Origin of the sequence: endosymbiont of Ridgeia piscesae (genome assembly GCF_001443665.1) — a bacterium.
In the GTDB taxonomy this organism is placed as follows: domain Bacteria; phylum Pseudomonadota; class Gammaproteobacteria; order Chromatiales; family Chromatiaceae; genus Endoriftia; species Endoriftia persephonae.
Genome location: NZ_KQ557118.1, coordinates 105,164 through 128,742, shown reverse-complemented (window position 1 = coordinate 128,742; position 23,579 = coordinate 105,164). Strand labels below are relative to the sequence as shown.

Sequence of the window (23,579 nt, the reverse complement as noted above, 5' to 3'; positions counted from 1 at the left end):
AAGTAGCGAACACAAAAGGCACTATAGTCTGTAAACAAAAGAGCTTCACCACACCCCATCATGTCCCAAACCGCTTCACTCAACCTGATCAGTCTGCTCGGACGACGCTCCCTCAACTACCTGCTCTATATCATCGATCTGGTGGTCTTCGTGATGGCGGTGATGCGCAGCTGGCGCAACCGCGGCGGGCTGTTCAACCGCGCCAGCCGTGCCGCCTCGATCACCCAGCTGATCTTCTCTGGCATCGATGCCCTGCCCACCATCACCATCCTCGCTCTGGCGGTGGGGCTGAGCGTCACCACCCAGCTGATCTTCGCCGCGCAGGTGTTTGGCCAGGAGGCCGATGTGGCCAGCCTGCTGGCAAATCTGGTAGCGCTGGAGTTCGGCTCTCTGCTTACCGCCATCGTGATGATCGGCCGCTCCGGCTCGGCCATCGCGGTCGACTTGGGCAACATGAGCCTCAACCGGGAGGTGGAGGGGCTGGAACTGCTTGGCATCGACGTGCACGCCTTTTTTGTCTCACCACGCCTGATCGGCATGGTGATCGCACAGCTGGTGCTGGCGATCTACTTCTCCGCCTTCTCCCTGGTCACCGGCATCACCCTAGCAGCACTACTGGAATCGACCTCCAACTTCAAATACCTGTTTGCCGTGGTATCCGCCTTTGAACCCCTCGATCTGTTGCTGTTCTTCATCAAAAACCTGCTGTTCGGCCTGGTGATCGGCGCCAATGCCTGCCTGAAAGGGCTGAGTGTCGGCCAGTCGGTCACCCAGGTCCCACAGGTGACGCAGAAGGCGATCGTCAACTCCCTGGTGATGGTATTTGTGCTCGACGGAGTGTTTGTGCTGATTCTGATATGAGCGACCGAGAGCCTTCAATAAGCGCCGACGAGCATCTGCTGATCAAGGTCCAGGCCGCCTGTCCGAAGCATCAGCCGAACGGCGAACCCTGCCTGCCGCTGGATCTACGCATTCATCGCGGCGAACTGATCTTTCTGCTCGGCGAAGAGCCTGAGGCGCTGCGCGCCTATCTACGCATTCTGGCCGCGGTCGAGCCCATAAGCCGTGGCGAAATCCTGTTGGGAGATGCCATCGGCGATGCGCCATTCTCCCTGCCTTGGCAGCAACTGCGCCAGAGCCTAGGCTATGTAGATCACGCCATCCCGCTGCTCTCGGTGCTCAGCGGCCTGGACAACCTGAAGCTGGCAGCCCACTACCACCAGCAGGACGACGAGCAAACCATCGCCCTGCGTGAGCAGGCCCTGCTCGGCGCCATGCAGGGACAGATGGACCACAGCCTGCTGCCGGCCTATATGACACCGCTGCAGCAGCGTCATCTGGGCATCGCCCGGGCGCTGATGCTGTGCCCCAAGGCGCTCTTCGCCCACAACCCCTTCTTCGGCCTGAGCCGGCCAGCCCGCCAGCATTTGGCTGATTTCCTGCTGCAACGGGTACCGCAGCTATTCCCTGAAATCTCCCTGATCATCTCCACCGACGACCCGGAACTGGTGCACCGTTACGCCGGGCGGGTACTGTTTCACAGTCGCTCAGGATGGTTCTCATTTCACAACTGGGAGGATTTTGTCTCCAGTCCTGAAGATGTCGTCCGCTATTACATTCATCAGCAGAGAGCACAGCGCGACATCTTTAGTGAGGCTCAATGACCCCGGCACCGCAACATCAGCAGATACACTACGTCCACCGCCTCAACTACACCCTGCGGGAGCGACTGGCCGGTCTGTTTGTGATGGTGGCGCTGGCCCTGTTGATCGGTCTGGTGGTGGTGCAGGGCAAGACCACCCACCTATTCGAGAACCGCATCACCTACCACACTTACCTGCGTAACGCCCAGGGCATCGCCACCGACTCGCTGGTCAAGGTCTCTGGGATCGAGGTCGGCCGGGTACAGTCGATCGGCATCGCCGCTGACAACCGCATCCACATCAGTTTTTTCGTCTACGAAGGGTTCCAGAACCTGATCCGGCAGGACTCCCGCGGTGCACTGAGCAAGCTGGCCATCATCGGTACTGCGGTGATCGAGATCAGTGCCGGCTCGCCGCAACTACCGATGCTGCGCGACGGTTCCACCATCCTAATCGAGGAGCCGATGAGCGCCGATGAACTGCTCAATGAGCTGACACCGATCATGGAGAAGGTGCGCCAGACCCTGGACGGCATCGCGCGGGTGGTCAGCGCCATCGACCCGGCACAGATCGCCGCCACGGCTGAGGGGATCAACACCACCGTTGCCAACCTGCGAGACCTCACCAATCAGGTCAACTCTGGCAAGGGGGTGCTCGGCCGTGCCATCTACGACCAGCGGCTGGAGCGCAGCTTTACCCGCACCGTGACGCACATGGAGCAGACCATGGCGCAGACCCGTGATCGCGTCAGCGAACTCAAGCCAGTGCTAGAGAGTATGGTCGCCCTCTCCCGGGAGACCCAGAACATGACCCATCAGATGGATGGATTGATCGCCGACTCCCGCCAGCTGGTCGGCCAGATGAACAGTTCCATGCAGACCATCAACATGGAGATCCAGCAACTGCCCGACCTGGTCACCCACCTGCAGCTGATGCTGCAGTCTACCGACCGCACCCTGGAGGGATTGCAGCGGGTCTGGCCCGTCTCCTCGGCGATCCGTCCCACCGAGGAGGAGAAGATGATCGATGTCCATCCCATCATCGATTAGCCTCTTCTGGCTCATTCTGCTCCTACTCGGCCTGGGCGGCTGCGTCGGTACCCCCGACCTGCGCCCGGAGACGCAGATTCAGGGTGAACGTGAACTGCAACGTGGCACCCGCGCCTACAATAACAATGACTACCGCACCGCCGCTCGCCAGTTCTCCCAGGCACTCAAACTCTACCGCAGCGTGGATGACCTAGATGGCATCGCCCAGAGTTCGATCAACCTGATCGAAACCGCACTGGCAATCGGCAACTACCCGGCGGTCGAACAGCGTCTGCTGGAGCTAACCCGCCTGGTCGAGGCCGCCAACCTGCATCGCTACCGCGCACGCATCAACCTGCTACGCGCCTCCCTCGCCTTCAAACAACAGAATCATGCCGACGCCATCGCGGCCCTCGAACCGATCCTGCCCAGCTTCAACGACAAACAACTGCTGAGCCAAAAACTCACAGACGAGTCGATGAGCGCACTCGCCAGCCGTGCCAGCATCGCCTGCGAGATCGACGCAGCCGACGCCCCGCTGTGGCTGGAGCGGCTCGACAATGCGCTGGATGAGGAGTTCTTCAGGCGCCGCCCGGCCTTGGAAGGGTTGTTACACCGGCTGCGCGGAAAACTACAGCAGAGCGCCGGCCGCGAGACAGAGGCCCTGCTCCAGTATGAGCTCGCCCTCGACTTCTACCGCAAGGCCGGCGACCGGCGCGGCATCGCCACCACACTGCACAGCCAAGCCCGCATCCACATCACCCAAGCCGCCTGGAACAAGACGGAGAGCCTGCTGCAGCGTGCGCTCTCGATACGGTTGTGGCTGACAGATCGCAGCGGCACCCTGGCTGTGGTGGAGGATCTAATACGGCTCTACCAGCACACCGATCAGCAGGCGAAGCTTGATGAGATGGAGGCCTGGCGCGGGCGCTTGCAGACAGAGTGAAATAGGTCGGCCAGAAACGAAAAAGGCCCGCAGCCGATAAGCTGCGGGCCTCTATCTTATATGGTGGCCAGGGACAGAATCGAACTGCCGACACGGGGATTTTCAGTCCCCTGCTCTACCGACTGAGCTACCTGGCCGCGTTTGAGAGCGCGTATTACAGCGATCTTGCAGCAGTTAGTCAAGAGGCCAGCCGCGATTTTCTTCTGCTACCACCAGCTCACTTTTGGGGAACAAATTCGGGCGGCAGCTCGGTCCCTTCACCAAAGAAAAAATTCTCCATCTGCTGTTCGAGAAATTTGCGCGCCTTGGGGTCGACCGGGCTCAGGCGGTTTTCATTGATCAGCATGGTCTGAAAGCGCAGCCACTCCTGCCAGGCCTCTTTGGAGACGTTGTCGAAGATCCGCTGCCCCAGCTCACCCGGATAGGTTGGACGCTCGAGCCCTTCCGCTTCCCGCTTCAATTTAACGCATTGCACTATACGACTCATCGGCTCTCTCCTCTCGCTTGGCTGGACTCTTCGATGATTCGGGCTACTGGCGCAGCCAGTCCCCGTTCATCAGGCATCGCGGGGTTATACCAGACCCGCGCGGCAGCATCCATGACACAATTGTCAGGGAATTTGAGCTGCAGTTCGAGTGGCGTGATGTCGAGATGGAAATGGGAGAAGCTGTGGCGACGCGCAGGCAACTCGCGGATCTGTTTCAGCTCGGCGCGAAAATGCGCCTCACACCAGGCTCGCAGATCAATATCCGGCGGGCACTCCGGAAGACTCCAGAGACCGCCCCAGATACCCACCGGCGGACGCCGCTCCAACAACACAAGCCCAGCACCATTCTGCACCAGCAGCATACGGGTCGAGCGGACCGGCAAGGTCTTTGCGGGGCGTGGTTCGGGAAACGCCAGCTGGCATCCCTGCTCGCGAGCCTGACAGCTGTCGCCCAGCGGGCAGAGATCACAACGGGGAATGCCTCGGGTGCAGATGGTCGCCCCCAGATCCATCATGCCCTGATTGTAGGCCGCCGCCTCCTGCTGTGGGGTGAGCTGCCGGGTCAGCTCCCAGAGCCGTTTTGCCACCGCACTGCGACCAGGCCACCCCTCCACCATGAAGTGACGCGCCAGCACCCGTTTGACATTGCCATCGAGAATCGGCTGGCTCTGTCCCAGGGCCAGTGAGAGGATCGCCCCAGCGGTGGAGCGGCCGATCCCCGGCAGACTCTCCAGCGCCTCGATAGCCTCAGGAAAACGGCCCGAGAAATGCCCCTGCACCACCTCGGCCGCCTTACGCAGATTACGTGCCCGAGCGTAATAGCCCAACCCGGACCAGAGGTGCAACACTTCATCTTCGGCAGCAGCAGCCAGGCTGGCCAGATCGGGAAAACGCGCCATGAAACGATCGAAATAGGGGATCACCTTGGCCACCTGAGTCTGCTGCAGCATGATCTCAGAGACCCAGACCCGGTAGGGATCGCCACTGCCCTGCCAGGGCAGATCATTACGCCCGCAACGCTGTTGCCAGTCGATGACTTGCTTGGAAAATTCAGAAGGATTCATTCAGAGAGATCAGTCGGGAGTTTGGAAGGCCGCCCTGCAAACTCCCGACCCTGGGTTTAGAACAGGCCTTTCAGCCCCCCTTTAAGTTTATCCTGCAGCCCACCCGGCAGCTTATCTTTGAGCTGGCCATCAAGTTTCTTGTTCAGCGTCTCTTTCAGCTTCGCCTTCTGGCTTTCGGCCAGCACCTTGCCCAGATCGATATTCCAGTCGAGCTTGGACCAGGGCCCCTTGAGGTGGACCGGCACTGGAATTCCTTTCAGATCATCCAGCCCCTCGCCGCCCTGCCCCTTGGTGGTACTGACGATTACCGGCCTAACCACATAATCGAGGCTCTCTCCAACCAGATCGACCCGTCCGGAGCCGTTTACCCGCAGGAAGGGGGATTTGGCCAGCAGATCCTTGTTAGTGAGCAGACCATTGCGGATCACCGCGCTGGCGGTCAGCTCAGAGAAGTCTGTCTGCTCCGGCTCGACTGAGTTCGTCGGTTTCTTGCCGGAGAGTCGCGCCTTGGCATCCCGCAACATCTTTGCCAGGTTGACCCCCTTCACCGCACCATTGAGGAACTCCATTTTGAGATTGCCGTTGAGGCCACGCTTGAGCTGGGTCAGGGTCTGGCCGCGGCTACTGAGATTAGCGCTGAAGCCGCCGACACCATCGAAACGATCCTGTCCCGTCAGATCTTTCACCAGAGGCCCGGCCTGGATCTTGCTGGCGCTCTGCTTGATCTTCAGCGTCGGTTGCTTGCCCTTCACATTCAGATCCAGCACACCTTTCAGTTGACCGTTGTAGAAACGCCCCACCTGCTGGTCGATATGCAGCTGACCGCCTTTGCTCTTGATCACCACCTTGATCGCCTCAGCCTGGATATTGTTGGCCTTAATGCTGCCGACCCGCAGGGTGCCATCCAGCTTGAGCTTGCGCAGCAGCTCCACCGGAAACAGCGGCTTATCACCACTGTCTTTGCTGCTCGCAACCGGCTTTTTCTCTGGCTTGTCTACGGCCGGTGGCAGGTAGCGGTCGACATCGATCTTGTCCAGGTCAAGGTGGAATCGATAGGCCGGAGAGGCTGGATCGATCAAAGTAAAATCACCCTTGATCTGGCTCTCATCGAGCTGCATCTCAAAGTTTTTCAGGTCGATCCGCTGCGGCTGAGTCTCGAACACAAGCGCCATCGCCAGCTTGCCCAGCACGCTAGGATCCGCCGTCTGCGGCAGTGGCAGGTCAAACTTCTGCATCCAGTTGCGGGGGCTGAACTGCGCCAGTTTCAGTTGGCCATCAAAGCGTGGAGCACTGCTGATGGCCTGGCCATTGATCGCACCACTGAGGCGCAGATCTTCAGAGCTCAGCAGCAGATTTTTCACCTCCAGCAGATCTTGTGCCTGATTGAGGTAGAGATCGGCACTGAGCTTTGCCTTCACCCCCGCTTTGGGCAGACCCTCGCCGCTCACCTTCAGCAGTAGCTCAAGCGCCTCCATTGAGAAGCTGCCCTGTGCCGGGTCGGCCATCAGTCTGCCACGCAGATCAAACTCACTACGCAGGGCCGGCTGGGCACTGTCGAGGCCTAGCGCGAGGCGCATATCCACCGCCCGACCGGGAGCCATCGCGCCGGTCTCTAGCAACAGCTGCTTGACTTCAAAATGTTCGCCGGTGGACTGATCGTCCCACACAATATGCGCATCAGAGATCGCCACACCACCGATCGACAGCCCCTGCAGACCGCCACCGGCGGTGGTATCGGCAGGCGCTTCACCTGCCGGTTCAGTAGAGGCCAAGGCTTCTTCGGACTGCCCCCCGGTCATATCATCCCAGTTGCTGACACCCTGACTGTTTTTTGCCAGGTTCAGCTTAAGTCCGGCAAGCTTTACCTTGTCGATCTCCAATGACTGAGTAAAGATGAGCGGTATCAGATTGACCCGCACCTGGAGATGCCTGACCTCGGCAAAGGGAGTATCACCGAATCCCTTGGCGTTACTAAGATGCAGCCCGTTAATCTCGACCCCAAGCCAGGGAAAGATCGACAGGCCGATATCGCCATCGATCTTCAGGTCTCTGCCGGTGGCGGACTTCGTCTGGCTGATGATCTCCTGTTTATAGTCGTTGGGATCCACAACCATCGGTATCGCCAGCACTGCAGCGATGATCAACACCACCACTAGGCCAATTAGTCCGCCAACAATCTTCAAGACCTTCCCCATTTCATTCTCCCTCTAAAAATTTCTGGTCGAAAATCTGGCTTGCGTTTTCCACCATCCTTACTCAGCCCTGTCTGGATGTGTAGCACAATTCCACCACAGATCGAGCCTTGCTTTACCCTGCTTTAGCTGGTGCAGAATAGTTGGATGTTCAGGTGAAAACGGATCGTTGCACTGCAGAGGCTTGCAGCCGAGGATTGGAGCGGGTGATGGGAATCGAACCCACGTAGTCAGCTTGGGAAGCTGAAGTTCTACCATTGAACTACACCCGCTGAGGTGCCCATTCTAGGTAGCCAATCGATGACACGCAACATTAAAAAGCGACAAGCGCCGTTAGTGCTCTGAGCTATAGAGCGCTGCCATCTGTTCCGCATAGCGCTTCAGCACCTTGGGCCGTTTGACCTTGAGCGTCGGCGTGAGCAGACCATTCTCAACGCTCCAGGGCTCCAGCAGCAACGCCACCCGGCGAATCTTAGCGTAGCCCGGAAAGTCCTTCAGCGCACTGCGAATGCGCTGGATAAAGGCCTGTTGCAGGGCAGCGTCATCCAGACTTTGTGGCTGCTCCGGGTCGAACCCGAACTCCCGGGCCAGCCCCTCCCACAGATCGGCATTCACCACCAACAGCGCGGCCAGATAGGGCTTGCCCTCACCCACCACCAACACCTGTTCGATCAGCGGATCGAGGGCGATCGCCATCTCCATATCGCTGGGTGGGATCTTCTCGCCGTTGGAGAGCACCAGAATATCCTTGAGACGGCCAGTGATGTAGATGTGGCGCTGTTCATCGATGCGCGCCTGATCACCGGTATGCAGCCAACCTTCGGCATCGATCATTTCCGCGGTGGCGGCATGGTTGTTCCAGTAGCCGAGCATCCTGCCCGGAGTCTTCACCAGCAACTCGTCATTCTCACCAATGCGTACCTCAACCCCCCGTAACGGCACACCAACACTGTCAACCTTGACGTTATCCATCGGATTGACACTGATCACCGGACTGGTTTCGGTCAGGCCGTACCCCTGCAGGATCGGCAGACCAAGACTCAGCATGAAACGCGACACATCGGGGGAGAGCGCGGCGCCACCGCTAATCGCCCCGCGCAGCCGTCCGCCCAGACGCGCCAGCACCTTGTCGGCCACCAGACGCCGCAACAGCGGCATCAGCAGCAACTTCGGCGACCAGCCCTGCCGTCCCATCTGATATTCGAACTGGATGAAGCCGCAGTGCAGGGTCAGCCGGAACAGCCCCCGAGCCAGCAACGAACGCTGTTTCAACTGCTCCTGCAGGCGTGCATAGATCCGCTCGAAGATACGCGGCACAGCGATGATCACGGTGGGACGGATGCATTGCATATCTTCTGCCAGTTGCGTCACCGAGCGGGCGTAGGCTACCGTCGCACCGGCCATCAGCGGCAGATAGTAACCCGCGGTCCGTTCCAGGGTGTGGGAGAGCGGCAGAAAGGAGAGAAATAGATCCTGCCGGTAGCAGTCGACCACCGTCAGCGAAGCATGCGCCACCGACAACATATTCCAATGGCTCAGCATCACCCCTTTCGGTCGCCCGGTGGTGCCGGAGGTGTAGACGATCGAGGCAAGGCTATGGGGGTCTGCACTACGCGGCTGCAATGCTGGCCCACTCTCAGGCAGCCAGGTCCCGGCGGCTCGAACCCGTTGATGCAGGGACGACTCAGGTAGTTGCTCAGCGCCCTCCAGCACCACCACCCGTTGCAGCGTCTCCACCCCCTGCAATGCCGATACCATGCGCCGCCAGCGTCCGGCATCCTGTACCAGCAGCAGCTTGACCACCGCATCCTGCAGGATATAAGCGACCGCTTCGGCCCGGTCGTCGGTGTAGAGCGGCACCGTCACCAAACCCAGGGAGAGCGCCGCCTGATCAAACATCACCCATTCGGGGCAGTTGCGCAGCTGGAGCGCTACCCGATCTCCAGGCTCCAATCCCTCCTGCAGCAGCGCCTGGCGCCAACGGGCGATCTCCCTGCCCATCTCAGCCCATGTCAAACCCCACCACTCTTTCGCCCCTCGATCGAAGGCCTGATAGGCCATTCCCTCCGGGCTGCGCCGCACCCGCTGCAGAAACAGGCCGTCCAGGGTGCCCGCCCCCTCGGGTGAAATAAGATCCTCACTCCATTGCTGCAACACACTCCCCCCCGCAGAAAACATACCGGTATGTCGCGATATGGCCCGCTTGTTCTAGTTTTGGTGGATTAGTGTAAACTCCTCCCTTTTAACCCACCCCGCAACCTGCGTTTTATTCATCTGAGACAAACGAGATGCAGATTTACGTAAACGGCGAGGAAAAGCAAATCCCCGACCAGACAGATATGGCGAACCTGGTTGAACTACTCTCACTGACCGGTCAGCGGATCGCGGTCGAGGTCAACGAAGAGCTGGTACCTCGCTCCGCTTTCGACGGCCACACCCTCAATGAGCAAGACCGTATCGAGATCATCCACGCCGTCGGCGGGGGGTGAGAAGCGACCGTTTGTCCAGCGGACAAACGCAGCGAGACGAACGCCCGACAGGGATCGCGGGCCGAACTAGCCCACCAAGGAAGGTTGCTCGTGACGCCTTGATTCAAGCCGCACGCCAGCCTAAAAGCCAATACACAGTTAGATCAAAACCTGATGTCAAACAATACCCCAAAAGACAGCTTCAGCGTCGCCGGACGCGAATTCACCTCGCGCCTGCTGGTCGGCACCGGCAAATACAAGGACATGGCGGAGACCCGTGCCGCCATCGACGCCAGTGGCGCCGAGATCGTCACCATCGCGGTGCGTCGCACCAACCTCGGCCAGAACAAAGACGAGCCCAACATCCTCGAGGTGCTGCCGCCGAGCGAGTTCACCTATCTGCCCAACACCGCCGGCTGCTACGACGCCAAGACCGCGGTACGCACCTGCCGTCTGGCACGCGAGCTGCTCGATGGCCACAACCTGGTCAAACTGGAGGTGCTGGGTGACGAGAAGACCCTCTTCCCCGACGTGGTGCAGACCCTCAGCGCCGCCGAGGAGCTGATCAAGGACGGCTTCGACGTGATGGTCTACACCAACGACGACCCGATCATGGCCAAACGCCTGGAGGAGCTGGGCTGCTGCGCGGTGATGCCGCTGGCCGCACCGATCGGTTCCGGGCTAGGCATCCGCAACCGCCTCAACATCCGCACCATTGTCGAGAACGCAAGGGTGCCGATCCTGGTAGACGCTGGCGTTGGCACCGCCTCCGATGCCGCAGTGGCGATGGAGCTGGGCTGCGACGGGGTGTTGATGAACACCGCCATCGCCGCTGCGCAGGATCCGCTGCTGATGGCCTCGGCCATGAAGAAGGGCATAGCAGCGGGCCGCGAGGCCTATCTAGCCGGGCGTATGCCAGCCAAACGCTTCGCCTCTGCCTCCTCACCACTGGACGGCCTGTTCTTCTAACCCAAGCCACTCCGGCTGCAAAGCGGCCGGAGTCCCATCCCGATGTCCGAAACCAACTCTTTAAAGCACCGGCCGATTCGCAGCTATATCCTGCGTCAGGGACGCATGACCCAGGCCCAGCAACGCGCCTTCGATGAGCTGTGGCCGCACTACGGCTGCCAAGCCCCTGATGGATTATTCGATTTCGACAAGCTGTTCGGCAACCAGCGACCGGTGATCCTTGAGATCGGTTTCGGCAATGGCGATGCGCTGGCGCAAAATGCTGACCGAGAACCAGAGAACAACTTCCTTGGTGTTGAGGTGCACGGCCCAGGTGTCGGCAGCCTGATGCTGAAGCTGGCTGAGCAGGAGTCGCACAACGCCCGCATCCTGCGGGACGACGCCATGCAGCTGCTGCGCCAGCATATCCCTGCCGGTTCACTGACCGGAGTGCTGCTCTTCTTTCCCGACCCCTGGCCGAAGAGGCGGCACCACAAGCGGCGCATCGTGCAGCCCGAGTTCGCCGAGCTAGTGCATCGGGCACTGCATCCCGGCGGCTACCTGCATATGGCCACCGACTGGCAGAAATACGCTGAGCATATGATGAGCGTACTCTCCTCCACTGCGGGTTTTGCAAATGCTGCCGGCCCTGGCAACTTTTCCCCACGCCCGGAGAATCGCACCCTGACCCGTTTCGAGCAACGTGGCCAGCGCCTCGGCCATGGCGTCTGGGACCTGATCTTCACACGCTGCGTCTGAGATGTCGCTGCTCTCCCTGCACCGCTTCAGCACACCGCTTCAGCACACCGCTGCTGCTGCCGTTCGATCTGCAGCTGCGGGCCGGCGAGTGCATCACCCTCAACGGCCCTTCCGGCTGCGGCAAATCGATGCTGCTGCGGGCCATCGCCGATCTCGACCCACATCAGGGCGAGATGGTTTTGGATGGATGCTCCAGTAAAGCGATGGAACCAACCGAGTGGCGCCGCCAAGTCGCCCTGCTGCCGGCGGAGAGTGCCTGGTGGGGCGAGCGAGTTCGCGATCATTTCGAACCACCTGGCCGTGCAACCTTCAACGCCCTGCAACTCCCCGCCGACTCTCCCGACTGGGGCGTATCACGCCTCTCCAGCGGTGAACGCCAGCGTCTGGCGCTGCTGCGCCTACTAGCCAATCACCCCAAGGTCCTGCTGCTCGACGAGCCCACAGCAAACCTCGATCGAGAGAACACCCGACGGGTCGAGCGGCTGCTGAGCGAGTGGCGTCAACAGCACCAATGCAGCGCCATCTGGATCACCCATGATCCTGAACAGCAGCAGCGGGTGGGCAATCGCCACTATCAGATCAAACAGGGTTGCCTGGAGCTATTCACATGGAGCTGATCAGCCTCACCCCTCTCGATCTCTCCATCGCCGCAATCCTGGTGCTGCTCACTGCACTGCTCTCGCAGCGGCTTGCGCTGGGAATTGAGAGGCGGCTGCTGATTGCGGCAGCTCGCACGGTGGTGCAGCTGTTGCTGCTTGGGCTGGTACTAAAGAGCCTGTTTGCCCAGTCGGATCCACTCTTCATCGCCGCGCTGGCACTATTCATGCTGCTGGTGGCGGGATACGAGGTGATGGCGCGCCAGCATCGCGGCTTTACCGGCATCTGGGGTATCGGCATCGGCACCCTGTCGATGTTCATCTCCTCATTCAGCGTCACCCTGCTGGCGCTGACAGTGATCATCGGTGTCGAGCCCTGGTACTCGGTGCAGTATCTGATCCCGCTGCTCGGCATGCAGCTGGGCAATACCATGTCGGGGATTGCAGTCAGCCTCGACCGGCTGACCCAAACTGCTTGGGAGCAGCGCAGTCAGATCGAGGCACGGCTGATGCTTGGCCACTCCTGGCGGGAGGCAATCGGTGAGATCCGCCGCAACGCCTTGCGCGCCGGCATGATTCCGATTATCAATGCGATGGCAGCGGCCGGGGTGGTGAGCCTGCCGGGGATGATGACCGGCCAGATCCTTGCTGGCAGTCCGCCGCTAGAGGCGGCCAAGTATCAGATCCTGATCATGCTGCTGATCTCATCGGGGACCGGCTTCGGCGCGACCCTGGCGGTCTGGACTGGCTCCCGACGGCTGTTCGATGAGCGCCAGCGGCTGCGCCTTGGACGGCTCAGGGAGAGGATTTCGGAGAAGCACTAACGGGCTGCCAGATTTGCAGCCGAACAGTGTTCGATCAGCCCTGCAACTAAACCATCTTCTCTTGGGCGATGTGTTTCTGGATCAGGCCGCTCAGCTCATCAAGCTGCGGCTGCAGCTCCTCGACCAGTTGTTTGAAGGGATTCGTCCAGCCAGCAGGCAGCTCAAAACCCAGCTCCCAATCCGTTTTTGCAATCGCCTGCATCAGCATCTTGTCAATCGCGATGAACAGCTCTTTCAGATCGTTGCTGAGAAAAATGCTGTTTTTTTGCACATACTCATGGAATTCTCTGACCGCAGCGAAAGCCAGCTCCACACGTCTGTTCCTACGTAGTTCGAGATATGTCTCCCGCTTGTCATCGGAGGCCATCAACAACTTCCTGGAACGATCGCTGAAACCCTGCCCATCCATCAACTCGGCCAGCTTGTCATTGCTGATCCCGTCAAAATCAATACCGGTCTCTGACTTCTCCATGGTCAGCTCGGCGCTACTCATGGCGTTGATAAGCCGTCCCCAGGCCCCGGAAAGCGCGTCCAGCTCCCGCTCATGGATCCGGGTGGCTTGGCGAAACAGCGCATCGACCTTTCTTTTATGGTCACTCATCTCCTGCTGCTGCTGCCGCCACAGACGAGTCTTGTGCGAGGCCAGGTTTCTCGCCAGGGCAGACCTGATAAGAATTTTTGCGATTACAAAGGCAGCCGCAGCCAGCGCCGCAAGGTAACCGACAAACTGGAAAATGGTGTTCATTGCCTCATTCATAGCTGGCCCGCCGTTGATCCTGAGTGTTGATCTTTCACGGATCCCCGACCGCTGCCAGTAGCATTGCTACTGCGCCATGAGTGGTCTGACCCCCGTCAGCGCAAGACTACCCCATCCTTATCAGACAGAACCGCGTGATAGCCCACATTTTTGCACCTATCCCAGCATATCAGCGCACCTACCCGCTCCTGCGCGATTGCGACGGTTCCTAAAGAAGAGAAAAGAGCAGTCGCTAGTTCCCAATAGGCACAAAAATCCTGACCCAGAATTGTACGATTATGATCTCTAAACAGTTTCAGAAATTTACCATCAGCCAGAAGCTGTGGGGTGGCTCAGCGATCGTCATCGCTGTGCTAATCGCACTTGGTAGCATCACCTACCTGAATGTAAACAAACTGGGCGCTGAGATTGACAGTGTAGTGAAAAAGAATCAGCCCGCCGCGCTGATCTCAAAGGAGCTGCAGACTCAACTGAAGCAGAGCTACGCCAACCTCGGCCTCTACCTGTTGAGCTCCGAACCTCACTATAAGGCAGCCTATCAACGCGACATCAGCCAGGCCAACAATCTGTTGGCACAGCTGGCGAAACTCTCTGCGGCCGACTCCAATCAAAAGGCGATTCAATGGGTAACCGATGCTGAGGCCACCATCGACAAGCTCATCAAGCTCAACAAGGTCCTGTTTCACATCGCAGACAATACCGAGCTGAAGATCCCTGGCTACGCCCATGCGCGACAAAACATCTCCCCGATCACCAGCCAGGCCAGCGCAGTACTCGCCAATCTTCGACTCAGCCTGACTGACTATAGTGATGAGATCGATAGTCAGGAGGAGATGGAGCACTACCACCACATTCTCCATGAGACAGCCAAAATCGAGTCACTCTGGCTGAAAGTCGCCAATGAGATACGCGCCTATCTGACGTTTCGCCAGAGCACCCAGATCGAGAACATCCACGCCTACCTGGAATCCCTCAAGGGCAGTCAACAGGGACTCGCAAAAATGGAGGAGCTGGAACTCGAGGTAGAGGAAGCACTGCTTGAGCTAGAGGCCGCAAGAGAGGCAATCGAAAGCCCGCTGCAGAGCCTGATCAGGTTACACAGCGGAGAACACTGGCGGCGTGATGTGCAGCTGATCCGCACTAAGGTCGCACCGCTACAACAGCAGCTCGACTCCATCATTGAGGCACTGGTCAAATACAACAGCGACCAGATATCCCAAACCAGCGAGAATCTGCTGCAAAACTCCGCCGCGGTCATCACCATGACCATAACCCTGATTCCTGGCGGCATCCTGATCACTCTGCTGGTAGTCTGGTTCATCAGCCGGCTGATCACTGAGCCGGTCAACCAGGCAGTCCATGCGATGCTCGATGTCGCCAGGAGTGGCAACCTGGCACAACGTCTGGACGATAGCGGCAAGGACGAGATCGCCGCACTCGCAGGAGGATTCAACCAATTTGTCGAAAAGATCAAGTGTGTGATCGACCTGGTTATCATCTCGTCAAACTCCCTCGCCGAGGAGTCAAAGCGGATGAATCTCGCCACCCAGCGGAGCAAGACACAGGCATCCGAACAACAGAGCAATATCAGCGATGTCAGCAGCGCCATCAACGAACTCTCCGCCGCCGCAGAGCAGGTGGCAACCAATGCTGCTGCCCAGGCCGCCCACCAAGCAAGTGAAGATGCAAACGCCGGCTGGGAGATCGTGGAAAAGGCCGTCGCCTCAATCCAGGAGCTGGCCAGCGAAGTCAATGGCGCCACCACCGTGATCCAACGAGTCGAGGCGGACAGCGAGTCGATTGGCACCGTCATCGCCATCATCAGAACCGTCTCTGAGCAGACCAATCTACTGGCGCTGAATGCCGCCATTGAGGCCGCCCGTGCCGGCGAGCATGGTCGTGGATTTGCGGTGGTGGCCGACGAGGTGCGCACCCTTTCTGAGCGAATTCATGCCGAAACCGATGAGATCCAGCGCAAGGTTGAATCCCTGCAACGCGGATCAAGAGAGGCGGTGGAGACGATGAAGCGCGGCGCCGAGAAATCCCAGGAGAGTGTTGAAATGGCCGTCACCGCCGGTGAAGCGCTGCAGTCGATCACCAAATCAGTGACCACCATCACCGAGATGAACGAAGGGATCGCCCACCTCACCGAAGATCAGACACGCAACTCCGACTCGATCCGCAACCGAGCCGCCAACATCAATCAAATCGCCCAGCAGACCGCAGACACCGCCAACACAGCCTCGCTATCGAGCAACGAATTCACCATCATGGCCGCTCAACTGCAGGACTTGGTAAAGCAGTTTCTGCTTACACCCGAGGAATCGCCCCCCCAGGAGAACAGTCCGCAGCAAGCCCGACTTGCGCCTCTACCTGAGCCGACGCAGAAGCGCCAAACAAAGCGCGCTGATATCGAGCTATTTTAATCCTGCCCCAAAGCGTTCAACCCCGCTCACCACGCAGCAGCTTGATCACCAGTAACAGCGCAGGCGTCCCATGCATACAGAGATCGAAGATGTCGATGGGGCGGGTCAGGCTGCCCGCCGCCAACATCTTGAGCTTTTCCCACAGGTGGGGCTCGGGCACAAAAGGTGCGAAGCCGAGCAGCAACGCTGGCAAGACGATCATGTGCAGGGGAATCCGGTCAAGCCAGGCAAACATCACTCTTTCTCCACTTCACACTCCGAGCAGAGCCGGACATAGCGGCCTACGTCAGAGCTACTAAAACAACAGGCGATGATTCGCTCGAAATCATTTACCGCTCCTCTCATCGCCTCCAGTGCGATTTTGGTCGCTGCCTGTTTCGGGTAACCGTAGACTCCGGTGCTGATGGCCGGAAAGGCAATCGTCCGCACCTCATACTCGCGAGCAAGTTGCAGGGAGTTTTGGTAGCAGGCCTGCAGGCGCTCCGGCTCGCCCTGATCTCCGCCACGCCATACCGGGCCGACGGTGTGTATCACCCACCTGGCCGGCAGCTGGAACCCCGGAGTGATGCGTGCCTCGCCGGTAGGGCAGCCGCCCAAAGGCCGGCAGGCGGCCAACAGCTCGGGACCCGCTGCACGATGTATCGCTCCGTCCACTCCACCACCGCCCAACAGCGAACTATTTGCCGCATTCACGATGGCATCCACTTCAAGCCGGGTGATGTCACCCTGTACAATCTGGATCTGACCCACAACAAGGCTCCCTGATGTCTTTTACCACCCTGAATCTGCTGCTACTGATCCTGCTGCTAATCTGGTTCTGGCGCGACAGCCTGCAGGTGCGGGAGATCGCCACTCGGATCAGCAAGCGTGCCTGCGAATCACACGACGTGCAGTTCCTCGATCAGACCGTGGCCCTGCGTCGACTCCGCCTGCGCTGGCTGCGCAGCGGCCTCAAGTTCCGCCGCCTCTACGAATTCGACTACAGCCTGGAGGGCAGCGGGCGTCTCACCGGCTATATCATCATGCTCGGCAGCCACACCGAACTGCTGCAGATCGAGATACCCGAGACGTCCCATTCCGAACTATTGCATTGACCGCAGATGACCAGCTAAAACGATAATCCGCAAACAACGCGACTATTGTGCAAATCCAGTTACGCCACTTCAGCCCGTTGTCAACGGGCTCTTATTGCGTTCATCTGCGTTTTTTGCGGACTAAACCCCTGCCTTTATCGATATCTATGCTCACTCGGACTTCTTCCATGATAAGCAGGCTTCAACGACAGGGCTTTGCCGAATCGCCCCCCTGAGGATGGGGTCCACACAAATTGAATTAACGACGGTTCTGAACAGGCGCTATTTGATAACCTTCAAAGCAGGCCGTTTGCCCGGCTTGGGAGGCTCCGGCTTATCATCCGCATTCGCCTTCTGCTCCTGCTCCTGCTCCGGTTCTTCTGGAAACAGCATGCCCTGGCCATTCTCCTTGGCATAGATACCCAGCACCGCAGCCGGCGGCACAAGAATCGCCTGCGGATGACCGGCGAAACGGGCACTGAAGCTGATCCACTCGTTGCCCAGCTCTAGACCCACCACCGCATCTGGAGCGATGTTGAGCACGATCCGGCCTTCGCTGACAAACTGCCGCGGCACCTCCACCGCCTCATGATCGGCATCTACCAGCAGATAGGGGGTCAGAGCATTGTCCACCAGCCACTCGTAGAGGGCACGGATCAGATAGGGACGGTTCGAGGTCATCAGTAACTTTTCAGCCCCGCATCTCGCGTTCCGCCTCGGAGAGGCTCTGGGTGAACGACTCACGCGCAAACAGGCGCGAGGCGTACTCATGCAGGCCCTTGGCCGAAGCAGGGATATCGACACCAAGCACCGGCAGACGCCACAGTAGTGGAGCGATCAAGCAATCCACCAGAGTGAAATCGTCACTCATGAAGAACGCCTTAGCGGCAAACACCTGAGAGGTAGCGATCAGGCTCTCACGCAGCTCTTTGCGAGCCTTGGCCGCGTCTTTCTTGCCGGCCAGGATCACATCCATCAACCGGTACCAGTCGTAATCGACCCGGTACATCAGCAAACGCGAGGTGGAGCGCGAAACCGGATCCACCGGCAGCAGCGGCGGGTGAGGAAATCGCTCGTCCAGGTACTCCATGATAATACGTGACTCATACAGCCGCAGATCCCGGTCCACCAGCGTCGGCAGAGTGCCGTATGGATTCAGTTCCATCAACTGTTCGGGCATGTTGAGCGGATCAATGTCATTGATCTCAAAGGTGATATTCTTCTCCGCCAGCACCATCCGCACACGGTGACAATAGGGGTTCTGGGGATCCGAGTAGAGGGTCATTACTGAACGTTTGTTCGCAACCGCCGCCATTGATTCCTCTCCAAAATAACCGCGAGAGAAACCGCTTCAGCAATTCCACCCGCCAGCAAAAACTAAACGAAAAAGGCGCACAGTATACAACAACTGCGCGCCCCTTTTCAGAATTACCGTATCAACGGTTTCAGTGGACGTCCTTCCAGTACTCCTTCTTGAGCATATAAGCGAGCACAAAGAAGGCTGCAATAAACAGCAGCACCCAGATGCCCATGCTCTTACGCTTCATCTGGATCGGCTCACCAACATAGCTCAGGAAAGCGGTCAGATCACGCGCCACATCGTCATACTCGCCCGGGCTCAGTTTGCCAGGGGCGATCTGCTCGAACTTATCGAAGACATGGGTCTCGTTGCCCGCCGCATCCTGCTCGGTGCGGAACACCGCTTTCTGCGGACCTTGCAGTTCCCACAGCACGTGAGGCATGCCTACATCGGGGAAGACGATGTTGTTGACACCGAAAGGCCGCGACTCATCCACATAGAAGCTGCGGAAATAAGTGTAGAGCCAATCCACACCACGCGCCCGGGCGATCACGCTCAGATCAGGCGGAGCGGTGCCGAACCATGCTTCCGCCTGCTCCTGCGGCATCGCGATGGTCATCGTGTTACCGATCTTGTCGGTAGTGAACATCAGGTTCTGTTTGACCTCCTCTTCGGTCAACCCCAGATCCCTTGCCATGCGATTGTAGCGCTGGAACTTGGCCGAGTGGCAACTCAGACAGTAGTTGACGAAGTATTTCGCACCACGCTGCAGCGAAGCCTCGTCGCTCAGGTCGATATCGGCGTCATCCAAGTGTACGCCACCGCCACTGGCAAACCCCATGAGAGGCGCCGCAGCCAACAGAAATGCAAAAAACAGCTTTTTCATTGGGTCACCCTCTCAGGAACAGGCTTGGTCTTGTCCATCTTGGAGTAGATGGGCATCAGCAGGAAGAAAGCGAAGTAGTAGATGGTGCCGATCTGCGCCATCAGCTTGTACAGGTCGGTGGTCGGCTGAGTCCCAAGGTAGCCAAGCACAATGAAGTCCACTACGAACAGTCCGAGCACCACCTTGTAGAGGCCACCCTTGTAACGGATCGACTTGACCGGGCTCCGGTCGAGCCAGGGCAGGAAGAACATCACCAGGATCGAACCGAACATGGCAACAACACCCGGGAAGGCAGAACCTGCAATCGAAGGTACTGCACGCAGGATTGCGTAGAACGGCGTGAAGTACCAGACCGGCGCGATGTGGGCAGGGGTCTTCAGCGGGTTGGCCGGTTCAAAGTTGGGGTGCTCGAGGAAGTAGCCACCCATCTCCGGCGCGAAGAAGATCACCGCCGCGAACAGGAACAAGAAACCTGCCACACCAGCGATATCCTTCACCGAATAGTAGGGATGGAAGGGGATACCATCAGCCGGTGCTGTATCGCTCCACTTGTTGCCCTTTGGACCCTTCTTGATCTCGATGCCGTCGGGGTTGTTGGAACCCACCTTGTGCAAGGCGACGATGTGAATGAAGACCAACGCAGCCAATACGAACGGCAGCAGGAAGTGCAGTGCGAAGAATCGGTTCAGTGTGGCGTCGGAGATGACGTAGTCACCACGGATCCAGACACCCAGGTCGGGACCGATCACCGGCACCGCCGAGAACAGGTTGACGATAACCTGCGCCCCCCAGTAAGACATCTGACCCCAGGGCAGCAGGTAGCCCATGAAGGCGGTGGCCATCATCGCCAGGTAGACGATCACACCGATGACCCACAACAGCTCACGCGGCTTCCGATAGGAACCGTACATCAGCCCGCGAAACATGTGCAGGTAGATGACGATGAAGAACGCCGATGCGCCGGTGGAGTGCATATAGCGGATCAACCAGCCCCACTCCACATCACGCATGATGTATTCGACGGAGGCGAAGGCCAACCCCGCGTCGGGCTTGTAGCTCATCGCCAGCCAGACACCGGTGAGGATCTGGTTCACCAGCATCAGCATCGCCAGGGAGCCCATGAAGTACCAGAAGTTGAAGTTCTTCGGTGCGTAGTATTGCGCCAGGTGCTCGTTCCACACCTTGGTCATCGGAAAACGATCGTCGATCCAGCCGACGAAGTTCTGCATCATGCTCATCAGGAAGCACCTCCATCAGCACCGATCTGAATCCTGGTATCGGAAAGGTATTGGTACGGGGGAATCTCCAGATTCTTCGGAGCCGGCACGCCCGCGTAGACGCGGCCGGCCAGATCGAACCGGGAACCATGGCAGGGGCAGAAGAAGCCACCTTTCCACTCGGCACCCAGATCCGCCGGCGCCACATCGGGGCGGTAGGTCGGAGAACAACCCAGGTGGGTACAGATACCGACCGCCACCAGATATTTCTCCTTGATGGAGCGGGCGGGGTTCTTACAGTAGTCGGGTTGCTGGCCGGTATCATCGGAGGCGGGATCCAGCAACGCAGCATCCAGAGTCGGCAGGTCCTTCAGATTCTGTTCCGTGCGATACACGACCCAGACCGGCTTACCGCGCCATTTGACGCGCATCATCTGGCCGGGCTCCAGCTTGCCGATATCGGCCTCTACCGGCGCGCCAGCCGCCTTCGCCTTCTCGCTGGGGGACCAAGCCGCCAGAAAAGGATAAACCACGAAGCCGGCACCAACCGCCCCGACTGCACTTGTCGCGAGCGTAAGTGTACGCCGCTTTCCCAAATCCACGCCATCTGCGCTCATTTTTTACTCCCCGAGTTTCTGGACGAACCACCAATACCTTGTGCCACAAGGCAGCTCGGCAGCCCCGCCGTTCAGGACATTAGAATATGCTGAATAAACCCCAAAAATTGACCGCGCATTCTCCAACATGCACCGCGACAGGTCAAGGCTGGACGCAGGTAAATCCGAGTAACTTCTGTTCTGTATCAACGACATGCCACTCCACCCAGGCCTGCTGCCAGGCGGGCACACCTATCCCAATTCCGCCGCAAGAGGCCAAGAATCAGTATGTTAGGACTCTTTAAAGTACCAACCAACACCCCCAGCAAGAGCTCACGCTGGGCTATCGATATCGATAAAACTCAACTCCAGCTCAAATCGTTCTGCCAGGCGCTCGCCCAACGCCTGCACACCATAACGCTCAGTGGCATGATGCCCAGCGGCAAAATAGTGGATCCCCCGCTCCCTCGCCAGATGCACTGTCGACTCAGATATCTCACCGGAAATGTAGGCATCCAGACCGAGATCCGCCACCTCCTCGATAAAGCCCTGGGCTGCGCCACTGCACCAACCAATCCTCCCAATCATCCTCTCCGCCGCATCAATATGCAGCGGAGTTCGTCCCAACGCCTGAGCGATCTGCCGCTCCAGCGTCACCCCACTTATCGGCCGGGACAACTCCGCCTGCCACACCAGCCCCCGGCCGGCGGGGGTACTCTGAGCCGACGCCAACCCTAGCACCCGCGCCAACTGGCGGTTGTTGCCCCACTCCGGATGGGCATCCAGCGGCAGATGATAGGCCAGCAGGCTGACATTATTTTTTATCAGACTGGCAATACGCCGCCCTTTGATGCCTCGCAGCGGCGCGGCCTCCCCCTTCCAGAAGAAGCCGTGATGCACCAGCAACGCATCCGCCCTCCATTCCACCGCCGCATCGATCAGCGCCTGGCAGGCGGTTACCCCGACCATCAGGCGCCGGACCTGTTGTGCCGCCTCCACCTGCACGCCGTTGGGACAGTAGTCATCAAATTCATTCGCCCCGAGTTGTGCATTGCAGTATGATTCAAGCTCATTCAGATCGACCATGCGCACGCCCCTGTTCCCGATTAAAGGGCTGCTAGATTACCTGCCCGATGAAGATCCGCAAACTCGCCTCATTTTTAATGACATCGCTCACCGCCGGCCTCGCCGCGGCGATCGTGGTTCTATTTCTGCTGCCTGGACTTCGAGAGCCGAGCCCGCAGGCGCCACACCTCAACCAGCCCGAAGCATCAGCAGAACCACCAGCCAAGCCTCCCACCGCCAGCGGCCCCTTCTCCTATGCGGATGCGGTTGCCACCGCAGCCCCTGCGGTGGTCAACATCTACACTGCCAAGATCACCACCGAGACTCAGTCGCTACGGTTTCGCGACCCCTTGCTACAACACTTCTTTGGCAGACTGCTACCCGATCAGACCCGCAAGCGCCGCGAGACCAGTCTCGGCTCTGGCGTCATCATCACACCGGATGGCTATCTGCTGACCAATCACCACGTGATCGAGGAGGCGGACGAGATCAAAGTGGTGCTGCGCAACGGCCACAACGTGGCAGTGCGCATCATCGGCAGCGACGCGGAATCAGACGTGGCGCTGCTGAAGATCGACGGCGAACCCGACCTGCCGGCGATCCCCATCAGCGATCCGGAAAAGCGCCGCATCGGCGACGTGGTGCTGGCCATCGGCAACCCGTTTGGCGTCGGTCAGACCGTCACCATGGGCATAGTCAGCGCCACCGGCCGCCACCACCTGGGGATTAACGCCTTCGAGAACTTCATCCAAACTGACGCCGCCATCAACCCCGGAAACTCCGGCGGCGCACTGGTCAACGCCCGGGGCGAGCTGGTCGGCATCAACACCGCCATCTTTTCCCGCAGCGGCGGCTCTCACGGCATTGGCTTCGCCATCCCGTTTGAGCTGGCGGAAGGCATCATGCGCCAACTAATCGCCACTGGCGAGGTGGTGCGTGGTTGGCTCGGCATCCAGGGCCAGGACGTCACCGAAGAGCTAGCCGAAGCGTTTGGCCTGCGCTCGGTGGAAGGGGTGCTGATCACCGGCGTGCTGGAGGACGGCCCCGGCGATCAGGCCGGACTCACCCCGGGCGATGTCATCACAAGCATCAACGGCATCGCCCCGAAAAACTCCCACGAGCTGCTGCAGCTGATCGCCGGCACAGCGCCAGGTAAACAGCTACATATCGGCGGCTGGCGCGGCAACACCCCCATTGAGGCGACAGCCATCTCACAGCCGCGTCCCACTACCTCCCCCACCAGGGAATAAAGCGCCTAACCACAGCTTCGCCTACAATCCAGGGAAGGCCTCAATCCACAAGGA

At 59.2% G+C, this 23,579-nt stretch carries 25 protein-coding genes and 2 tRNA genes; 12 read left to right on the top strand and 15 right to left on the bottom strand.

Annotated elements, in window-relative coordinates:
• Window positions 1–60 precede the first annotated feature (60 nt).
• From Ga0074115_RS03550 to Ga0074115_RS03535, 4 genes are read left to right on the top strand one after another with little or no spacing between them, the layout of a single operon-like run.
• Entirely contained in the window at window positions 61–861 is an 801-nt protein-coding gene (locus tag Ga0074115_RS03550; RefSeq protein WP_005961901.1) for an MlaE family ABC transporter permease, read from the top strand.
• Entirely contained in the window at window positions 858–1,664 is an 807-nt protein-coding gene (locus Ga0074115_RS03545) for a P-loop NTPase family protein (RefSeq protein ID WP_060528211.1), read from the top strand. The genes Ga0074115_RS03550 and Ga0074115_RS03545 overlap by 4 nt, the downstream gene beginning before the upstream one ends.
• On the top strand, window positions 1,661–2,692 hold the full coding sequence (locus Ga0074115_RS03540; protein ID WP_060528210.1) for an MlaD family protein: 1,032 nt from the start codon (window positions 1,661–1,663) through the stop codon (window positions 2,690–2,692). The genes Ga0074115_RS03545 and Ga0074115_RS03540 overlap by 4 nt, the downstream gene beginning before the upstream one ends.
• Complete coding sequence (locus Ga0074115_RS03535) at window positions 2,670–3,617, top strand: tetratricopeptide repeat protein (protein WP_057956398.1); 948 nt, start codon at window positions 2,670–2,672, stop codon at window positions 3,615–3,617. Before Ga0074115_RS03540 ends, Ga0074115_RS03535 begins: the two co-directional genes overlap by 23 nt.
• A gap of 61 nt (window positions 3,618–3,678) precedes the next feature.
• Here the strand turns inward: Ga0074115_RS03535 and Ga0074115_RS03530 are convergent.
• The 6 genes from Ga0074115_RS03530 to Ga0074115_RS03505 all read right to left on the bottom strand — a co-directional run bounded on the left by Ga0074115_RS03530 (window position 3,679) and on the right by Ga0074115_RS03505 (window position 9,517).
• Window positions 3,679–3,754, bottom strand: a tRNA-Phe gene (locus Ga0074115_RS03530).
• 80 nt (window positions 3,755–3,834) lie between these two features.
• Complete coding sequence (locus Ga0074115_RS03525; RefSeq protein WP_005961889.1) at window positions 3,835–4,104, bottom strand: oxidative damage protection protein; 270 nt, start codon at window positions 4,102–4,104, stop codon at window positions 3,835–3,837.
• Window positions 4,101–5,168, bottom strand: coding sequence for an A/G-specific adenine glycosylase (mutY, locus tag Ga0074115_RS03520; protein ID WP_057956399.1), 1,068 nt, complete (start codon window positions 5,166–5,168; stop codon window positions 4,101–4,103). Before mutY ends, Ga0074115_RS03525 begins: the two co-directional genes overlap by 4 nt.
• 56 nt (window positions 5,169–5,224) lie before the next feature.
• Complete coding sequence (locus Ga0074115_RS03515; protein ID WP_060528209.1) at window positions 5,225–7,363, bottom strand: AsmA family protein; 2,139 nt, start codon at window positions 7,361–7,363, stop codon at window positions 5,225–5,227.
• A 195-nt stretch (window positions 7,364–7,558) separates the two neighbouring features.
• A tRNA-Gly gene (locus Ga0074115_RS03510) sits at window positions 7,559–7,632 on the bottom strand.
• Between the two features lie 61 nt (window positions 7,633–7,693).
• On the bottom strand, window positions 7,694–9,517 hold the full coding sequence (locus Ga0074115_RS03505; RefSeq protein ID WP_082626848.1) for an AMP-dependent synthetase/ligase: 1,824 nt from the start codon (window positions 9,515–9,517) through the stop codon (window positions 7,694–7,696).
• A gap of 131 nt (window positions 9,518–9,648) precedes the next feature.
• Here Ga0074115_RS03505 and thiS point away from each other — a divergent pair, with 131 nt between their 5' ends.
• From thiS to Ga0074115_RS03480, 5 genes are all read left to right on the top strand, one after another.
• Entirely contained in the window at window positions 9,649–9,849 is a 201-nt protein-coding gene (thiS, locus tag Ga0074115_RS03500) for a sulfur carrier protein ThiS (RefSeq protein WP_005961880.1), read from the top strand.
• 153 nt (window positions 9,850–10,002) lie between these two features.
• The gene (locus Ga0074115_RS03495) at window positions 10,003–10,797 is read left to right on the top strand and encodes a thiazole synthase (RefSeq protein ID WP_057956402.1); all 795 of its coding nucleotides are present in this window, start codon (window positions 10,003–10,005) and stop codon (window positions 10,795–10,797) included.
• Between the two features lie 42 nt (window positions 10,798–10,839).
• Window positions 10,840–11,535 (top strand): tRNA (guanosine(46)-N7)-methyltransferase TrmB, encoded by a 696-nt coding sequence (gene trmB / locus Ga0074115_RS03490; protein ID WP_057956403.1) that lies wholly within the window; start codon window positions 10,840–10,842, stop codon window positions 11,533–11,535.
• Window positions 11,532–12,152: an ABC transporter ATP-binding protein gene (locus Ga0074115_RS03485; RefSeq protein ID WP_060528208.1), complete on the top strand. Its 621-nt coding sequence runs from the start codon at window positions 11,532–11,534 to the stop codon at window positions 12,150–12,152. Before trmB ends, Ga0074115_RS03485 begins: the two co-directional genes overlap by 4 nt.
• On the top strand, window positions 12,143–12,955 hold the full coding sequence (locus Ga0074115_RS03480; RefSeq protein WP_057956404.1) for an ABC transporter permease: 813 nt from the start codon (window positions 12,143–12,145) through the stop codon (window positions 12,953–12,955). The genes Ga0074115_RS03485 and Ga0074115_RS03480 overlap by 10 nt, the downstream gene beginning before the upstream one ends.
• 46 nt (window positions 12,956–13,001) lie before the next feature.
• Here the strand turns inward: Ga0074115_RS03480 and Ga0074115_RS03475 are convergent, their stop codons facing one another.
• The gene (locus Ga0074115_RS03475) at window positions 13,002–13,700 is read right to left on the bottom strand and encodes a hypothetical protein (RefSeq protein WP_057956405.1); all 699 of its coding nucleotides are present in this window, start codon (window positions 13,698–13,700) and stop codon (window positions 13,002–13,004) included.
• 290 nt (window positions 13,701–13,990) lie between these two features.
• On the opposite strand from Ga0074115_RS03475, the gene Ga0074115_RS03470 reads away from it, so the two are divergent.
• Window positions 13,991–16,138, top strand: a complete 2,148-nt coding sequence (locus Ga0074115_RS03470; protein WP_060528206.1) for a HAMP domain-containing methyl-accepting chemotaxis protein — start codon at window positions 13,991–13,993, stop codon at window positions 16,136–16,138.
• A 16-nt stretch (window positions 16,139–16,154) separates the two neighbouring features.
• Here Ga0074115_RS03470 and Ga0074115_RS03465 read toward each other — a convergent pair whose 3' ends face one another.
• Together Ga0074115_RS03465 and Ga0074115_RS03460 are read right to left on the bottom strand one after the other, a co-directional pair.
• Complete coding sequence (locus tag Ga0074115_RS03465) at window positions 16,155–16,373, bottom strand: hypothetical protein (RefSeq protein WP_006474325.1); 219 nt, start codon at window positions 16,371–16,373, stop codon at window positions 16,155–16,157.
• On the bottom strand, window positions 16,373–16,888 hold the full coding sequence (locus tag Ga0074115_RS03460) for an O-acetyl-ADP-ribose deacetylase (RefSeq protein WP_057956407.1): 516 nt from the start codon (window positions 16,886–16,888) through the stop codon (window positions 16,373–16,375). The genes Ga0074115_RS03465 and Ga0074115_RS03460 overlap by 1 nt, the downstream gene beginning before the upstream one ends.
• Window positions 16,889–16,902: 14 nt before the next feature.
• On the opposite strand from Ga0074115_RS03460, the gene Ga0074115_RS03455 reads away from it, so the two are divergent.
• Entirely contained in the window at window positions 16,903–17,232 is a 330-nt protein-coding gene (locus Ga0074115_RS03455) for a DUF3301 domain-containing protein (RefSeq protein WP_057956408.1), read from the top strand.
• Between the two features lie 261 nt (window positions 17,233–17,493).
• Here the strand turns inward: Ga0074115_RS03455 and Ga0074115_RS03450 are convergent, their stop codons facing one another.
• The 6 genes from Ga0074115_RS03450 to Ga0074115_RS03425 form a co-directional block, all read right to left on the bottom strand.
• The gene (locus Ga0074115_RS03450) at window positions 17,494–17,892 is read right to left on the bottom strand and encodes a ClpXP protease specificity-enhancing factor (protein ID WP_057956409.1); all 399 of its coding nucleotides are present in this window, start codon (window positions 17,890–17,892) and stop codon (window positions 17,494–17,496) included.
• A gap of 10 nt (window positions 17,893–17,902) precedes the next feature.
• Window positions 17,903–18,526, bottom strand: coding sequence for a glutathione S-transferase N-terminal domain-containing protein (locus Ga0074115_RS03445; RefSeq protein ID WP_005961928.1), 624 nt, complete (start codon window positions 18,524–18,526; stop codon window positions 17,903–17,905).
• A gap of 130 nt (window positions 18,527–18,656) precedes the next feature.
• Complete coding sequence (locus Ga0074115_RS03440) at window positions 18,657–19,397, bottom strand: cytochrome c1 (RefSeq protein ID WP_060528205.1); 741 nt, start codon at window positions 19,395–19,397, stop codon at window positions 18,657–18,659.
• Window positions 19,394–20,635 (bottom strand): cytochrome b, encoded by a 1,242-nt coding sequence (locus Ga0074115_RS03435; protein WP_005961932.1) that lies wholly within the window; start codon window positions 20,633–20,635, stop codon window positions 19,394–19,396. Before Ga0074115_RS03435 ends, Ga0074115_RS03440 begins: the two co-directional genes overlap by 4 nt.
• Entirely contained in the window at window positions 20,635–21,231 is a 597-nt protein-coding gene (gene petA / locus Ga0074115_RS03430) for a ubiquinol-cytochrome c reductase iron-sulfur subunit (protein WP_005961934.1), read from the bottom strand. The genes Ga0074115_RS03435 and petA overlap by 1 nt, the downstream gene beginning before the upstream one ends.
• Window positions 21,232–21,543: 312 nt before the next feature.
• Window positions 21,544–22,296 carry a Nif3-like dinuclear metal center hexameric protein gene (locus Ga0074115_RS03425; RefSeq protein WP_232432881.1) on the bottom strand — a complete coding sequence of 251 codons (753 nt, stop codon included), beginning with the start codon at window positions 22,294–22,296 and terminating at the stop codon, window positions 21,544–21,546.
• Between the two features lie 47 nt (window positions 22,297–22,343).
• Between Ga0074115_RS03425 and Ga0074115_RS03420 the strand changes: the two genes are divergently transcribed.
• Complete coding sequence (locus tag Ga0074115_RS03420; RefSeq protein ID WP_060528204.1) at window positions 22,344–23,525, top strand: trypsin-like peptidase domain-containing protein; 1,182 nt, start codon at window positions 22,344–22,346, stop codon at window positions 23,523–23,525.
• Window positions 23,526–23,579 lie beyond the last annotated feature (54 nt).

Excerpts from the sequence above, each read along its gene's own strand:
- Ga0074115_RS03540 (WP_060528210.1), top strand. The coding sequence starts at position 1,661 with ATGACCCCGGCACCGCAACATCAGCAGATACACTACGTCCACCGCCTC.
- Ga0074115_RS03545 (WP_060528211.1), top strand. The coding sequence starts at position 858 with ATGAGCGACCGAGAGCCTTCAATAAGCGCCGACGAGCATCTGCTGATC.
- thiS (WP_005961880.1), top strand. The coding sequence starts at position 9,649 with ATGCAGATTTACGTAAACGGCGAGGAAAAGCAAATCCCCGACCAGACA.
- Ga0074115_RS03515 (WP_060528209.1), bottom strand. The coding sequence starts at position 7,363 with ATGGGGAAGGTCTTGAAGATTGTTGGCGGACTAATTGGCCTAGTGGTG.
- Ga0074115_RS03450 (WP_057956409.1), bottom strand. The coding sequence starts at position 17,892 with ATGACCTCGAACCGTCCCTATCTGATCCGTGCCCTCTACGAGTGGCTG.
- Ga0074115_RS03465 (WP_006474325.1), bottom strand. The coding sequence starts at position 16,373 with ATGTTTGCCTGGCTTGACCGGATTCCCCTGCACATGATCGTCTTGCCA.
- petA (WP_005961934.1), bottom strand. The coding sequence starts at position 21,231 with ATGAGCGCAGATGGCGTGGATTTGGGAAAGCGGCGTACACTTACGCTC.
- Ga0074115_RS03455 (WP_057956408.1), top strand. The coding sequence starts at position 16,903 with ATGTCTTTTACCACCCTGAATCTGCTGCTACTGATCCTGCTGCTAATC.
- mutY (WP_057956399.1), bottom strand. The coding sequence starts at position 5,168 with ATGAATCCTTCTGAATTTTCCAAGCAAGTCATCGACTGGCAACAGCGT.
- Ga0074115_RS03535 (WP_057956398.1), top strand. The coding sequence starts at position 2,670 with ATGTCCATCCCATCATCGATTAGCCTCTTCTGGCTCATTCTGCTCCTA.
- trmB (WP_057956403.1), top strand. The coding sequence starts at position 10,840 with ATGTCCGAAACCAACTCTTTAAAGCACCGGCCGATTCGCAGCTATATC.
- Ga0074115_RS03435 (WP_005961932.1), bottom strand. The coding sequence starts at position 20,635 with ATGAGCATGATGCAGAACTTCGTCGGCTGGATCGACGATCGTTTTCCG.
- Ga0074115_RS03525 (WP_005961889.1), bottom strand. The coding sequence starts at position 4,104 with ATGAGTCGTATAGTGCAATGCGTTAAATTGAAGCGGGAAGCGGAAGGG.
- Ga0074115_RS03425 (WP_232432881.1), bottom strand. The coding sequence starts at position 22,296 with ATGGTCGATCTGAATGAGCTTGAATCATACTGCAATGCACAACTCGGG.
- Ga0074115_RS03495 (WP_057956402.1), top strand. The coding sequence starts at position 10,003 with ATGTCAAACAATACCCCAAAAGACAGCTTCAGCGTCGCCGGACGCGAA.
- Ga0074115_RS03475 (WP_057956405.1), bottom strand. The coding sequence starts at position 13,700 with ATGAACACCATTTTCCAGTTTGTCGGTTACCTTGCGGCGCTGGCTGCG.
- Ga0074115_RS03480 (WP_057956404.1), top strand. The coding sequence starts at position 12,143 with ATGGAGCTGATCAGCCTCACCCCTCTCGATCTCTCCATCGCCGCAATC.
- Ga0074115_RS03420 (WP_060528204.1), top strand. The coding sequence starts at position 22,344 with ATGAAGATCCGCAAACTCGCCTCATTTTTAATGACATCGCTCACCGCC.
- Ga0074115_RS03470 (WP_060528206.1), top strand. The coding sequence starts at position 13,991 with ATGATCTCTAAACAGTTTCAGAAATTTACCATCAGCCAGAAGCTGTGG.
- Ga0074115_RS03445 (WP_005961928.1), bottom strand. The coding sequence starts at position 18,526 with ATGGCGGCGGTTGCGAACAAACGTTCAGTAATGACCCTCTACTCGGAT.
- Ga0074115_RS03550 (WP_005961901.1), top strand. The coding sequence starts at position 61 with ATGTCCCAAACCGCTTCACTCAACCTGATCAGTCTGCTCGGACGACGC.
- Ga0074115_RS03440 (WP_060528205.1), bottom strand. The coding sequence starts at position 19,397 with ATGAAAAAGCTGTTTTTTGCATTTCTGTTGGCTGCGGCGCCTCTCATG.